General features: G+C 71.6%; 12 protein-coding genes and 1 pseudogene. 4 read left to right on the top strand and 9 right to left on the bottom strand.

Features of this window, described 5'->3' with window-relative positions; translation table 11 throughout:
* From AB0M52_RS20505 to AB0M52_RS20490, 4 genes are all read right to left on the bottom strand, one after another.
* Positions 1–265 (bottom strand): ABC transporter permease (locus tag AB0M52_RS20505; RefSeq protein WP_363955870.1); only part of this gene is annotated, 265 nt, incomplete at its 3' end.
* Positions 262–918 carry an ABC transporter ATP-binding protein gene (locus tag AB0M52_RS20500; RefSeq protein ID WP_363955867.1) on the bottom strand — a complete coding sequence of 219 codons (657 nt, stop codon included), beginning with the start codon at positions 916–918 and terminating at the stop codon, positions 262–264. The genes AB0M52_RS20500 and AB0M52_RS20505, both read right to left, overlap by 4 nt.
* Entirely contained in the window at positions 915–1964 is a 1050-nt protein-coding gene (locus AB0M52_RS20495; RefSeq protein WP_363955865.1) for an efflux RND transporter periplasmic adaptor subunit, read from the bottom strand. Before AB0M52_RS20495 ends, AB0M52_RS20500 begins: the two co-directional genes overlap by 4 nt.
* Positions 1964–2401 carry a hypothetical protein gene (locus tag AB0M52_RS20490; protein ID WP_363955862.1) on the bottom strand — a complete coding sequence of 146 codons (438 nt, stop codon included), beginning with the start codon at positions 2399–2401 and terminating at the stop codon, positions 1964–1966. The genes AB0M52_RS20495 and AB0M52_RS20490 overlap by 1 nt, the downstream gene beginning before the upstream one ends.
* 248 nt (positions 2402–2649) lie before the next feature.
* On the opposite strand from AB0M52_RS20490, the gene AB0M52_RS20485 reads away from it, so the two are divergent.
* Positions 2650–3306, top strand: a complete 657-nt coding sequence (locus AB0M52_RS20485) for a response regulator transcription factor (protein ID WP_363955859.1) — start codon at positions 2650–2652, stop codon at positions 3304–3306.
* Positions 3307–3323: 17 nt separating this feature from the next.
* The gene (locus AB0M52_RS20480) at positions 3324–4631 is read left to right on the top strand and encodes a HAMP domain-containing sensor histidine kinase (RefSeq protein ID WP_363955856.1); all 1308 of its coding nucleotides are present in this window, start codon (positions 3324–3326) and stop codon (positions 4629–4631) included.
* Here the strand turns inward: AB0M52_RS20480 and AB0M52_RS20475 are convergent.
* Entirely contained in the window at positions 4628–6058 is a 1431-nt protein-coding gene (locus AB0M52_RS20475; RefSeq protein ID WP_363955853.1) for an acyltransferase, read from the bottom strand. The genes AB0M52_RS20480 and AB0M52_RS20475 overlap by 4 nt on opposite strands.
* Positions 6059–6422: 364 nt before the next feature.
* On the opposite strand from AB0M52_RS20475, the gene AB0M52_RS20470 reads away from it, so the two are divergent.
* Positions 6423–7604 carry a divalent metal cation transporter gene (locus AB0M52_RS20470; protein WP_363955850.1) on the top strand — a complete coding sequence of 394 codons (1182 nt, stop codon included), beginning with the start codon at positions 6423–6425 and terminating at the stop codon, positions 7602–7604.
* A gap of 112 nt (positions 7605–7716) precedes the next feature.
* Here AB0M52_RS20470 and AB0M52_RS20465 read toward each other — a convergent pair whose 3' ends face one another.
* Together AB0M52_RS20465 and AB0M52_RS20460 are read right to left on the bottom strand one after the other, a co-directional pair.
* Positions 7717–9057: a glycoside hydrolase family 18 protein gene (locus AB0M52_RS20465; RefSeq protein ID WP_363955847.1), complete on the bottom strand. Its 1341-nt coding sequence runs from the start codon at positions 9055–9057 to the stop codon at positions 7717–7719.
* Between the two features lie 141 nt (positions 9058–9198).
* Positions 9199–10215, bottom strand: coding sequence for a phosphotransferase (locus AB0M52_RS20460; protein WP_363955844.1), 1017 nt, complete (start codon positions 10213–10215; stop codon positions 9199–9201).
* Positions 10216–10411: 196 nt separating this feature from the next.
* On the opposite strand from AB0M52_RS20460, the gene AB0M52_RS20455 reads away from it, so the two are divergent.
* A complete protein-coding gene (locus AB0M52_RS20455; protein ID WP_363955841.1) occupies positions 10412–10876 on the top strand; it encodes a VOC family protein in 465 nt (154 codons plus the stop codon).
* A 34-nt stretch (positions 10877–10910) separates the two neighbouring features.
* On the opposite strand, the gene AB0M52_RS20450 is transcribed toward AB0M52_RS20455, so the two are convergent.
* Positions 10911–11576, bottom strand: coding sequence for a GNAT family N-acetyltransferase (locus tag AB0M52_RS20450; RefSeq protein ID WP_363955839.1), 666 nt, complete (start codon positions 11574–11576; stop codon positions 10911–10913).
* 16 nt (positions 11577–11592) lie between these two features.
* Positions 11593–12654: pseudogene (locus tag AB0M52_RS20445) on the bottom strand (APC family permease); the annotation flags it as partial.
* Positions 12655–12864: the final 210 nt, after the last annotated feature.

Below are 12864 nucleotides of genomic sequence, written 5' to 3'. Positions count from 1 at the left end.
CGTCCCCGGTGAACGTGGTGCCGGGCGAGACCGTCAACAGGTTGGTGCCGAGGGCGTCGATGGTGCGGTCGAGGTCCGCGCGGGACGACGACGAGATGCCGACAACCGCGACCATCGCCGCGATCCCGATCGCGATGCCGAGCGCGGACAGGAACGCACGGGTGGGCCGGGTACGCAGGCCGACCGCGCCGACCCGGACCACGTCGCGGGGCCGCAGCCGAGCGGGCCGCAGCCGGGGCTGCCGCGACCCGGAGGTCCCGGTCATGATGACACCACCCGCCCGTCGCGCATCATGACCTGGCGCGGCAGTGCGGCCGCGATCTCCCGGTCGTGGGTGATGATCACGACGGTGGTCCCGCCCGCGTGCAGGCCGCGCAGCAGTTCCATCACGCCGGCGCCGGAGGCCGTGTCGAGCGCGCCGGTCGGCTCGTCGGCGAGCAGCAACGGCGGTTCGCCCACCACCGCCCGGGCGATCGCGACCCGCTGCCGTTCGCCGCCGGACAACTCGTGCGGCCGGTGGGTGCCCCGGTGCCCGAGCCCCACCCGGTCGAGCGCCGCCCGCGCCCGACGTCGCCGCTCGCCGAGTGGCAGGCCGGAGTAGAGCAGCCCGTCCGCGACGTTGTCCACCGCGGACGTCCCCGCCGCGAGATGGAACTGCTGGAACACGAAGCCGATCCGGGTCGCCCGCAACGCGGAGAGCTGACGGTCGTCGAGGTCGGCTATGTCGTACCCGGCTATCCGAACCGTGCCGGACGTCGGACGGTCGAGGGTCCCGATCAGGTTGAGCATGGTGGATTTCCCGGACCCGGAGGGTCCGACGATCGCCACCAGCTCACCGGCCGCCACGCGCAGTGACACCCCACCGAGCGCGGCCACTCCGCCGGGATAGCGCTTCGTCACCTCGGTCAGCGCGATCACTTCGGCATCCCGACGGTCATGCCCTCGGCGATGCCGTCGCCGGTGACCTCGACCCGGCCGCCGGAGAAGAGCTCGGTCTGCACCGGCACGTAGCGCCTCTCGTCGCCGTCGACGACCTCGACGCCGAACCCGCCTTCCCGCAACGCGAGCAGGGCCGCGATCGGAACGGTGAGCACGTTCTCGCGCTTGTCGGCGGTGAACGTCACGCCGACCGACGCGAAGCCGTACGCCGCGGCGGCCTCGGCATCCGGCAGCTCCACGGTGACCTCGATGGTGGTCGTCGGGTCCTGGCCCTGCGCCCCGGGCGTGATGACCGTGCTGACGTCGGTGACCCGCCCCGGGACGGACGCGCCGTCGGGCAGCGTGACCCCGACCGTGACGTCCTTGGCGGCGAGGCGCTGGTCGGCCGGCCGAAGGTCGACCGAGACGGCGCGGCCGGTGCCGGTGTAGGAGAGCATGGCCTGCCCGGGCCCGACGACCTCGCCGAGCGCGGCCTGGATGCTGTCGACGCGGACGGTTCCGGGCGTGAACACCACCGTGCCCAACTCCACCACGCCGGTCCGGGCCAGCCCCAGGTCCTCCTGCCACGCGCGTACCGCCGCCGCGGTCGCCCCGGTGTAGCTGTCGTCGACGGTGAAGCCCTGGTATCCCAGCGCCTTGAGGTTGCGCTCCAGTTGGGCCACGTCCGGGCCGTCGTCGCCCGCGCGCAACGACCGGTAGGCGGGCATCGTGCCGTACATGACGATCACCGGCCGGTTGTCGACCTTGACCAGCGGCTTGCCCCGGCTGACCAGGCTGCCGCCGTCGGGGGCGTAGGTGACGGTTCCCGGCGTCCGGGCCGTCACGGTCGTGGTCGGCCCGAAACCCAGTTCGCCGTCGAAGGTCGCGGTGTCGGTGAGCGTCTCGCGGGTCACCACGGCCGTGCCGGGCGGCTGCGCCGGGCCGTTGCCGTCGGTGGCCGCGCCACGGTCGGCCATGGTGAGGACGACCGCGGCGCTGGCCCCGGTTGCCACGAGGGCCGCCGCACCCGCCAGGATCCGACGCATCACCGCTGCCCCGGCGCGGTTGCGGACAGCAGGCTCTCGCACTTCTGCTGTGCGGCCGGGAAGTCCGGGTCGTCGCCGATCTCCGGGGTGATCCGGATGCCCGGCTGTCCCGGATCGGGGTCGGGGAACGCCTCGACGCCATTCTCCCGCATGCAGCCGGCGAACAGCCGGCCCCGCTCGGCCATCTGCGCGTCCTGCTCCGGGGAGCGGTTGGCCTGCGGGTTGAACTCCCGGCACGCCTCCATCGCCTGCTCGACCTTCTCCCGGCCGACGCTCTGGTCGAACCGGAACCGGACTCCCTTGCCCGGCTCGGGGTCGGGAATGTCGAGGCCGTGCTCCCGCAGGCACTGCGCGAACCTCACGCCCATCTCGTCCGGGCCGACCGCGGCAGCGCTCGCGGACGGGCGGTCGCCGCCGGACGCGTCGACGGAGGCCACCGCCGGACCGTCACCGTCCGACCCGCACCCGGCCAGAGCCAGGACAAGCCCCGGGAGTACGGCGACAGCGGCGCGTTTGAACCCTCGTGCCATCGGTTTCTCTTCCTGTTCGCGGTCGAACGGTTCGACCGGTTCAGGAGCGAGCCAACCGGGACGCCTGTTTCCCGGGCGTTTACCCGAAGCGCCGGCACCACCAGAAGTCGATCATTAACAGGAAAGAAACAGCCGGACTGGCCATGATGTCGACCATGCGGGTGCTGGTGGTGGAGGACGAGCCGATCCTCGCGGACGCGATCGCCGAGTGGCTGCGCGAGGAGACCCACGCGGTCGACGTCGCGCACGACGGCGAGGGCGCGCTGGAACGGCTCTCGGTCAACGACTACGACGTGGTGGTGCTCGACCGGAATCTGCCCGGGATCGCCGGCGACGAGGTCTGCGGCCGGATGGTCGAGGCGGGCGCTGCCGCCCGGGTGCTGATGCTCACCGCGGCGGCCGAGGTGACCGACCGGGTCGCCGGGCTCTCCCTCGGCGCCGACGACTACCTCACCAAGCCCTTCGCGTTCGTCGAACTGGCCGCCCGGGTCAGGTCGCTCGGCCGGCGCTCCCGACCACCGACCCCGCCGGTGCTGCGTCGCGCCGGCATCACGCTCGACACCAACCGGCACGAGGCGTTCCGCGACGGCAGGTACGTCCCCCTGTCCAAAAAGGAGTTCGCGATCCTCGCCGAGCTGCTCCGTGCCGACGGTGCGCCGGTGTCGGCCGAGTTCCTGCTGGAGAAGGTGTGGGACGAACACGCCGACCCGTTCACCCCGGCCGTCCGGCTGGCGATCCTCAAGCTGCGCCGCAAGCTCGGTGACCCACCGGTCGTCGAGACGGTGACCGCGGTCGGCTACCGGATCCCGTGATGCCGAGGACATACCCGATGCGGCCCCGGCGCACCCGGCTCGCGCTGCCGCGACGGGTCACGCTCCGGGCCCGACTGACGCTCGTCTACAGCGCCCTGTTCCTGGTCGCCGGGGTGGTGCTGCTCGGCGCCACCTACGTGCTGTTCAACCAGCAGATCAACCGTTCGACGGTGAAGGTCGTCGCGCAGCGACCGTCGCCCGACACCGGCTCCGACGCCACGGCGCGACAGAACGACGTGGTCTTCCGCGACGGGCAGCCCGTCGCCATCGACGACGTCGAGAAGTGGATGCGCGAGCAGCAGCAGCAGCTCCACGACGCGGCCACCACCTCGATGCTCACCCAGGGCGGGACAGCGCTCGGAGTGGTCGGACTCGCGGCGGCGGGCTTCGGCTGGCTGATCGCCGGGCGGGTGCTGAGCCCGCTGCACCGGGTCACCGAGACCGCCCGGCGGATCGCGCAGGCACCCGCAGCCGACCGGGTCCTGCACGAGCGGATCGCCCTGCGGGGCCGGCACGACGAGGTCAAGGACCTGGCCGACACGTTCGACGCCATGATCGGCCGGCTCGACCGCTCGTTCGAGGGGCAGCGGCGGTTCATCGCCAACGCCTCCCACGAGCTGCGTACGCCGTTGACGCTGAGCCGGGCCCTCGTCGAGATCGCGATGAACCGGAAGGCCGCCTCCGCCGACGTCCGGCAGCTCGGTGACAGCCTGCTCGACATCCACGCCCGCCACGAGAACCTCATCGACGGACTGCTCGTCCTCGCCACCTCGGAGAACGAGGTCGTCGACCCGCGGCCGGTCGACCTGGCCGACGTGGTGACCCACGTCGTCGCGATGACCCGGGCCGAGGCGGCCGCGGCCGGCGTGACCGTCCAGCAGGCCGCCGCGGAGGCCGTCACGAGCGGGAACGCGCTGCTCATCGAGCGGGTCGTGCACAACCTCGTGGAGAACGGCATCCGGCACAACCGGGGACCGGCGGGCTGGGTGCGGGTGACCAGCCGGGCCGTCGCCGGCGGGCGGGTGCAGGTCGAGGTGACCAACACCGGCCAGTCGATCCAGCCGCACGAGGTGCCGGCGCTGTTCGAACCGTTCCACCGGCGGGCCGGCAACCGTCAGGTCACCGGCCGGGGAGCGGGCCTCGGGCTGTCGATCGTCCGCTCGGTCGTAGGCAACCACGGCGGCGGGGTGGACGCCGTGCCCCGCGACGGCGGCGGACTCGTCGTGACCGTGACGCTCCCCGCGTTCGCAGACCACGGCTCGGCGGGTTCGACTCCCGCTCCGGCTGCCGGCGACGCCGCCACCATTTGTCCTAGGATGCTTTAGGGGTGGTGCGCCTGCTCACTGCGGCGCAGCCAGCGGGGAGGGGATCTGAGCAGCCGCAGGATTCCGGCACCGACCAGATAGGCGGCCAGCGCGCCGGGCGGCAGTCCCAGCGGCTCCGGTGCGGACATCCGCACCATGCTGTTGATCAGCAAGCCGGCCACCAGGCACGCGTACCCGGTGATCGCCAGGACCGTACGGAGACGCGGCGCTGGCCACGTGACGGCCTGGTCGGGTCGCTGGCCGGAGGTCGGATGGCCGGTGCGGGCCTCGATCGGCCCGAAGATCGCGACGAGGACGGTCAGGATCACCGCCAACGCGACCAACCAGGGCACCCGCCAGGCCCACCAGCTTCCGGTTCCGACCGACGCGGGCGGCAGCCAGTGCACGGTGTTCAACACGCCGACGAGCACCACCACCGCGCTGAGGTGCCAGAGGAAGACGGTGAGGACGACGGCGTTCACCGCGATCACCGCCTGCCAGGGACGGGGACGGCGGAGCAGCCGCTCGGCGGGCCGGCGGAACAGCAGGATGAGCCCGAGTTGAACCGCGGCCAGGGCGAGAAGTGCCAGGCTCGGCGGGGACGAGTTGTCCAACCGCTCGCCCGGAACGGTGATCATGCTGATCGGATATGGGCCGGCGATGGTGAGCAGCAGCAGGGCGCCGAAACCCACCAGGAACAGCAGCAGCGCCGTCGGCCGTCCCGTCGGCAACCGGTGAGCCAGCAGCCCGGACCGCTGTTGCGCACCGGCGGCCGACCCGATGTCCTTCTCCGCGGCGTACGCGTCGTACCAGGCGAAACCGAGCTGATGGATGACCAGCCAGCCGAAGAGGAAGTTCCCTCCGGAGAGCGGGCCGTGGCCGAGGAGTCGACCGACGTCGCCGATGGCCACGAGCACCACCAGGGTGAGCGGTACGACGAGCCCGAAGCGCCGGTGCAACCGATACATGACGGGGGTGAGTGCCACCACCGCGATGTAGGCGCTGAGGAACCACAGCGGGATGGTGGCGAACCCCACGACGGTCCGGATCTCGGCCGAGTCGCCGCCGGCCAACCGTCCCAGCAGACTACCCGCCGCGAGGACGAGCAGCAGGACGGTGGTGGGACGCACCAGCCGGCCGCTGCGATCCAGCAGCCACTGGGTGGCGGTGACCCCACGCGCCCGACTGCTGGTCAACGAGGCGGCGTTGGCGAAGCCGCCGACCAGGAAGAACACCGGGATGACCTGGAACAGCCAGGTGAGCGGGCGCGCCCACACCAGTTCGGTGAGCGCCGAGAAGCCGGAGACGTTCCCCGACGCGTCGCGGGTGACGACGGTGACCGTCCAGTGCCCCAGCACCACGAGGCTGATGGCCAGCGCCCGCAGGAAGTCGACGTACCGTTCCCGTTCGGCCGGCGTCCGACTGGCCAACATCCGTAGCCGGCGCATGCCGCCAGACTATTTTCCAGCAGCGCGCGGTAACGGCGTCACCGCAGAACCCGTGCAGCCGCTCGACCAACACCCGCCAGACCGGTGACCCTGGCGGGGCTGCCGGAGGTCACCCGGATTGCTGAAATCCCGCCGCGTCGTTCATGTGGCGAAGCGGCTCCGCCGGGTCGGGCGAGGATGAGCAGATGTGGCAGGCACCGCGCGGCCGGGTGGGCTTGACGGTGCGCCCACCTCGACGACGCGGGCTGCGGAGCGACCACGGATGACTCGGGAGCCGTCATCGCGGTCCGGCACCGGTCGGGGCGCAGCGCGTCCCGATGCGGGTAAACGGCGGTTCCGGCTCCAGTCGTGGGGGCCGGGCCTGGTGTCCGGTGCCGCGGACACCGACCCGACCACGGTCGCGACGCTCGTCGTGGTCGGGGCGAGCACCATGTTCGGGTTGGCCTGGCTGACGCTGCTCATGATGCCGGCGTTGGCGGTGGTGCAGGTCCTCGCCACCCGGGTCGGGGTGCTGTCGGGACGTGACCTTCAGCAGGCGGTCCTGGACGGCTACGGACGGGTGGTCAGCACCCTGTTGCTGATCTCCATCCTCGGCGTCAACGTGGTGACCATCGCGGCCGACGTCGCGGCCGGCGCGGCGGCGATCGGCCTGTTGACCGGGGTCGACTCGCGGTGGCTGGTACCCGTCTTCGCCGCCGGTGCGCTGGCCCTGCTGCTGATCGGCAAGTACGACGAGGTCGAACGGGTCCTCAAGGTGGTGATGCTGGGCCTGCTCGCCTACGGTGCCGCGGCGATACTGGCCCGCCCCGACTGGCTCGCGGTCGCCCGGGGCAGCCTGATCCCGTCCATCTCGTTCACCGAGACCCACCTCGCCGGCACCCTGGCCATCCTCGGCACCACGCTGACCAGCTACATGTACGTGTGGCAGACGGTGGAACAGGTCGAGGAACCGTGCTCACGTCAACGGCTCAAGACCCGCGAACTCGACGCGCTGACCGGCGCCGGCCTGGCCGCGGTCATCTTCTGGTGCATCCTGGTCGCCAGCGGCGCCACCCTCGGCACCCACCACCAGCAGGTCACCACCGCGGAACAGGCGGCCCAGGCCCTGCGCCCGCTGGCCGGGCCGTACGCCAGCGTGCTGTTCTCGGTCGGGCTGCTCGCGTCGGCGATCATCGCCGTCCCGGTGATCATGGCCGCCGGCGGATACGTCGCGGCCAGTGCCTTCGGCTGGCCCCGCGGCCTGAACCGCACGCCCCGCCAAGCCCCTCGGTTCTACGCCGTGGTGGGGGCGCAGACCCTCGCCGGCGTTGCCCTCGCCCTCAGCGGCATCGGCCCCATCCAACTGCTGTTTCTGGCCAGTTTGATCGGTGGCATCGCCACTCCGCTCGGACTGATCATGCTCGCGCTCGCCGCCGGGAACCCGGCACTGGTCGGGCAGAGCCGCATCCACTGGCAGCTGCGGGCCGCCGGTTGGCTCATCGCCGCCCTGGTCACCACCGTCAGCCTGCTCTTCCTCGCCCAGCAACTGCACCTGATCCGGCGATGACCGCAGGCCCCCGGGCGCGCACGGGCCACCGGCCCGCCGCCGAGTGAGTAGTCCTCGGCGGCGGGCCGGTGGCGGTTGCCGGGTAGGCGGGCAGGGGCGGTGCGAGGTCCGGCTACGGCGTCGCGAGCCCGATGCTGATCGTCCTGGTCAGCGTGGCGTTGTCGTCGTCACCGTCCAACGACCAGACCATCGCCCCGCCGAGGCCGGTCCGCCGGATGTACAGCATCTTCTGGAGCACGACCGCCGGGTCGTCGTACGTCCAGAAGGTCGTGCCGTCGAACAGCCAGGCGTGTCCGGCGCGAAGGTCGCGGTGGACGGTGAAGCCCTTCCCGGTCAGGGTCTTGAGCTGCTTGTAGTCCTCGTACCCGGGTGCGTGGATCGCCGGCGCGGGCCCGGCGGCGGGCTGGAACAGGCCGTTGCCGCCGCCGGTGACTCCGGTCCAGCCCTGCCCGTAGTACGGGATGCCGAGGACCAGCTTCCCGCGGGGCGCGCCGCGGGCGATCCAGCCGTCGATCGCCACCTCGACGGAGAAGTCCGGGCGGTCCGGTGCTTTGGCCGGAACGCGCAGCGCCGACTGCTGGTTGGTCACCCGCTCCCAGGTGCCGTGGAAGTCGTACCCCTGCACGGTGGCGAAGTCGAGGTACTGGAAGATCTTGCGCCCCTCGTATCCGGCGTCCATGGCCCCCGGGTTGGCGGGCAGGAACGCGGTCAGCGGGTAGTGCTTGCGGGTCGTGCGGCCGTACGCGTCGAGTTGCTTGCGGAACTCGGCGAGCAGCTTGGTGAAGTTCTGCTTGTCCTCCGGGCGGATAACGTTGCCCACGTCGCCCGGCCAGTTCGGCCACTCCCAGTCGAGGTCGATGCCGTCGAAGACGCCGGCGGCGGCGCCAGGTCCGCCGCTGCCGCCGTCCAGGTTCGGCAGATTGCCCTTGAGGTAGAGATCGATGCAGGAGGCGACGAACGCCTTGCGGGAGGCGTCGGTGAGGGCGGCGTTGGAGAAGTACGTCGACCAGCTCCACCCGCCCAGCGAGATCATCACCTTCAGGCCGGGGTGCTTGGCCTTGAGCTTGGCCAGTTGCCCGAAGTTGCCGTTGAGTGGTTCGCCCCAGGCGTCGGCGACGCCGTCGACGCTCTCCTCGGCCGGGACGGGACGCTGGTAGTCGGCCCAGGCGTCACCCTCGCCCGGCCCGCCGTCGACAAAGCAGCGGCCGTCCTCGCTGACGTTGCCGAAGGCGTAGTTGATGTGGGTGAGGCGGCTCGCCGCCCCGGAGGTGTCGAGCTTCTTGACCGGGAAGGCCCGGCCGTAGATGCCCCACTGGGTGAAGTAGCCGACCTTGTGGTAGCCGGTGCCGCGAGGCGAACCGCCGGCGCTCGCGGCGGCCGGTGGTGCGGCGGTGATCAGCAGGGTCGTCAGGGCGACGAGGGCGGTGAGGCGGCGGTGGCGGAACGGTCGCATCGGCACACTCCCACGAGGGATGAGGCGAAATTAGTTAAGACACCTTTCTGATCGATGAAGCTAAGCGGCCGACGTGCCACGGTCAAGAGCCGACCGGGTGGCTCTCCTGTGTCGCTGTCACCCTCGGTGCGGAAAGCGTGGTCAGTCCCGGCCGGATTCGAGATAGCCGGTGAGATAGGTCAACGACGCGGTGATGTCCTCGCCGGTGCCGTGCGGCCGGCGCAGCTCGTCGACGAAGATGGCGATGTCGGCGAGCTTCCACCACAACGGATAGAGCGCGAGCCCGGCCGGGGTGACGGTCCGGCCGGTGGCCCGGGTGTAGCGGGCGACCACGTCATCGGCGTCGTCGACCGGCTCCTCGCCGAGCATCCGGGCGATGGCGGGAGTGAGCAGCCACAGGTCCCGTTCCGGTGGCGCGATCTGCACGGTGGTCCAGTCGAGCAGTCGCAACCCGGCCGGGGTGCGCATGACGTTGCCCGGGTGCGGCTCGCCGTGGGTGAGCACCCATTCCGCCCCGGTGGCCCGTACCTGGTCGACCAGCCGGTCGAGATCGGTCAGCAACCGCTCGATGTGGCTCGAATGGATCGACAACAGCCGACGGGTCCGTTCGGCGTAGGGGCCGCCGGTCCACTCGCGGTCGAGGTCGTCCAGCGCCGCGTGCAGCCGATCCCGGCCGGGCAGCGCCAGGTCGGCGCGCGGCGCTCGCTCCACGACCGCCGGGGTGGCCCGGTGCAGGGCGGTCAGCAGATCCACCATCTCGGCCCGATCCTCGGCCCGGTGCGGGCCGAACCCCCCGACGGTGCCCGTCACCAGCGGGAACAGCGAAACGGCATATCGGGCGGTGAGCCGCCACAACACCGCGCCGGTCACCGTCGGAATAGGTGCCACGACGAAGTCGAGCCCGGCGTGCCGGTGCAGCGCCAGCGCCGTCGCGAACGACCCGCCGAGCCGGTCGAACGCCTCGTCGCGCCCGGCATCCTCGACGCCGAGGTCGTCGACCTTGACGAACCGTGCCGTGCCCCGCTGATCGACGACGGACCAGTGGTAGCTGCCCGCCCCCACGGGGAGATACTCGGCTGAGCGGACCTCCACGCCCCAAACCTCGGTCAAGGCCGCAATCAGTTCGGATTCCCGCAGCCCGGCCGGTCGCTCCCTCATGCGTCGGGATTCTGCCCCGCTCGCCGCAGGACCGTACAACCAGTTCCCGGCCGGGTGCCGTCACCGTCGTACGGTTCCCGTTGTCCCGCGTAGGGCCGGCAGATATGCGAGTCGATAGCCTGGCCCTGGATTCCTCCGCGCCGGCCGCCGCTCTGCTGGCCGAGCCGCGGGACGACAGGTCGGGAGGTCGACAGCAGTGAGTTCATCCGAGGTACCCGCCTCGCCGGTACGGCAGCTGCGGCTGGTGGTGGAGGCCGACGACTACGAGGCGGCGGTCCGGTTCTACCGCGACGTGCTCGGCCTGCCGGAGCAGGCGGCGTTCTCCAGCGGCGACGACGCCCACGTGGTGATCCTGGACGCCGGGCGCGCCACCCTGGAGATCGCCAACCCGGCGCAGAAGCGGATGATCGACGACGTCGAGGTGGGCCGACAGGTCGCACCGCACATCCGGGTGGCGTTCGAGGTGGACGACACCGCCGCCACCACCGACCGGCTGGTCGCCGCGGGCGCCGCGCAGGTGGCGCCGCCGACCACCACCCCTTGGCACTCGGTGAACGCCCGTCTCGACGCGCCGGCCGACCTGCACATCACGGTCTTCCAGGAGCTGCGTACGCTCGACGACCGCGCCTCGCTGGACGGCTTCGGCACCGACGCACCCTAGACCGCCGCCCGGCACGAGCACCCGGATCAGTACGTCAGCGCGGCCACCCGCGTCGCTGGGCGGCTTCGCGGGCCGTCGTCGGTGGGAACGGGGTCCGCCCGGTGCCGGTGGGGGCGCCGCGCCACATGCGCCAAATGGTCGGCCCGCCGCTGGGTAGGACGATCGTCAGGCCGGCGGTGTAGTCGTGGCGGAGGTAGAGGCGCCGGTTGCGCATGTTGCTGGCTTCCAGATACGCGGGCAGGCCGAGCTGGTCAAGGCGACGGTGGTGGTGGGTGAGCATGGCGGCACCGACGCCCCGGTTCTGCCGGGCCGGGTCGACGGCGGCGTAGGCGAGGTAGTGGTGTGGCTGGTCGGGGTGGGCGGCGTCGAACATCTCTTCCAGCAGCACGAACTTCGGTGCGTAGGGGCCGGCGATGCGCTCCAGCGTTTCCAGTCGCTGGCGGGTGTCGGCGGGGGCGGGTTCGAGGCGGGGGTACCAGATGGTGACGGCGGACTGGTCGCCGGTGGTGTAGACCTCGCCGTGTTGCAGCCCGTGCTGGAGGGCGTCGCGGAAGTAGCGGTAGTAGACGGTGCGGCGGTCGTCGGGATCGGGGATGAGCCAGTCGGCGAGGGGCCCTTCGTGGAACGCTTCGGCGAGTACGGCGATCAGCGGGCCGGCGTCGGTGCGCGTCGCGGGCCGGACGGTGACGCTCTTGTTCACGGCATCTCCTGGATGGTCAGGCTGGTTGGCGGACGGTGTCGGGGGCGCGCAGCGGGCCGGTGTCGCTGTCCGCGCCGAGCCCGATGGCGTGGTAGATCTCCGGATTCGCGGTACGCAGCAGCAGCGCCCACCCGATGCCGAGCAGCGCGACGGCGGCGTACGCGGCGGGGAACGTCCAGCGCAGCGGGGAGTCGGGTGCGACGCCGAGCAGGGTGTCGAACTCGCGCAGCGTGACGGTGAGGATTCCGCCGAGCGCGAGCGTGGCGGTCAGGGGTGCAATGAGGGAGCGCCAGGCTCCTTCGGTGTGGGTGATGCGGCGGTAGAAGCCGACGACGGCGGCGGAGGTGACGGTCATCAGGATCAGCACGCCGAGGCCGCCGGTGACGGTGATCCAGAAGAACAGGTGCACGATCGGGTCCGCCCCGGCGAGGGCGTAGCCGACGAGCACGGCGAGCGCGAGGCCGCTCTGGACGAGGGAGCCGACCTTGGGTGCTCCGGTGCGGCGGCTGGTGCGGCCGAACACGGCGGGTAGCACCCGTTCCCGGCCGAGCGCGAACAGGTACCGGGCCACCGTGTGGTGAAAGCTGAGCAGGGCGGCGAACAGCGAGGTGATGAACAGGACCCGGGCGACGGTGACGACACTCTGGCTCAGGTAGGGCGACACCAGGTTGAAGATCAGATCGGTCCCGTCGGCACGGGCGGCGTCGACGATGCGGTCCGGGCCCGTGGCCACAGACATCGCCCAGGCGGAGAGCCCGTACAGCAGGCCGGTGACGGCCACCGCGATGTAGGTCGCGCGGGCGATGGTGCGGCGGGGATCCTTGGTCTCCTCACTGAACACGACGGTGCCTTCGAAGCCGACGAACCCGGTGATCGCGGTGACCAGCGCCGCGCCGATCCCGGCGGCGAACACGTGCGACGGGGCGAGGGTGTCGAAGGCGACCGTCCCGCCGGCCGGGTGGGTCACCATGACGGCGTCGAAGATCAGGGCGACGGCGCATTCGGCGACGAGCACCACGGCGAGGACCCGGCCGTTGAGGTCGATCCGCGCGACCCCGAGCACCGCGACCACCGCCCACACCACCAGCGCACACGCCCACCAGGCAAGGTCGAGGCCGTACCGGTCGGCGAGGAACTGGGCGGTGACCGCGCCGGCCCCGCCGTAGTGAGGTCGGGCCGCAGCGCGGTGCTGATCTTTCGACCGGTCCGTTTCTGCGGCCCGCCTCCCGAACCGGACGTGCGGCTTTCACCGCATCCGGCTCTCCACGAGCCCGTTCAGTTGGGTCAT

It is taken from the genome of Micromonospora sp. NPDC051296 (genome assembly GCF_040682255.1).
Taxonomy (GTDB): Bacteria; Actinomycetota; Actinomycetes; order Mycobacteriales; family Micromonosporaceae; genus Micromonospora; species Micromonospora craterilacus.
The sequence above is the reverse complement of the archived record's forward strand: the minus strand, read 5'-3'. Positions and strand labels throughout refer to the sequence as shown.

Coding starts and splice junctions, on each gene's coding strand:
- AB0M52_RS20465 (WP_363955847.1), bottom strand. CDS start 9,057: ATGCGACCGTTCCGCCACCGCCGCCTCACCGCCCTCGTCGCCCTGACG.
- AB0M52_RS20480 (WP_363955856.1), top strand. CDS start 3,324: ATGCGGCCCCGGCGCACCCGGCTCGCGCTGCCGCGACGGGTCACGCTC.
- AB0M52_RS20485 (WP_363955859.1), top strand. CDS start 2,650: ATGCGGGTGCTGGTGGTGGAGGACGAGCCGATCCTCGCGGACGCGATC.
- AB0M52_RS20495 (WP_363955865.1), bottom strand. CDS start 1,964: ATGCGTCGGATCCTGGCGGGTGCGGCGGCCCTCGTGGCAACCGGGGCC.
- AB0M52_RS20460 (WP_363955844.1), bottom strand. CDS start 10,215: ATGAGGGAGCGACCGGCCGGGCTGCGGGAATCCGAACTGATTGCGGCC.
- AB0M52_RS20475 (WP_363955853.1), bottom strand. CDS start 6,058: ATGCGCCGGCTACGGATGTTGGCCAGTCGGACGCCGGCCGAACGGGAA.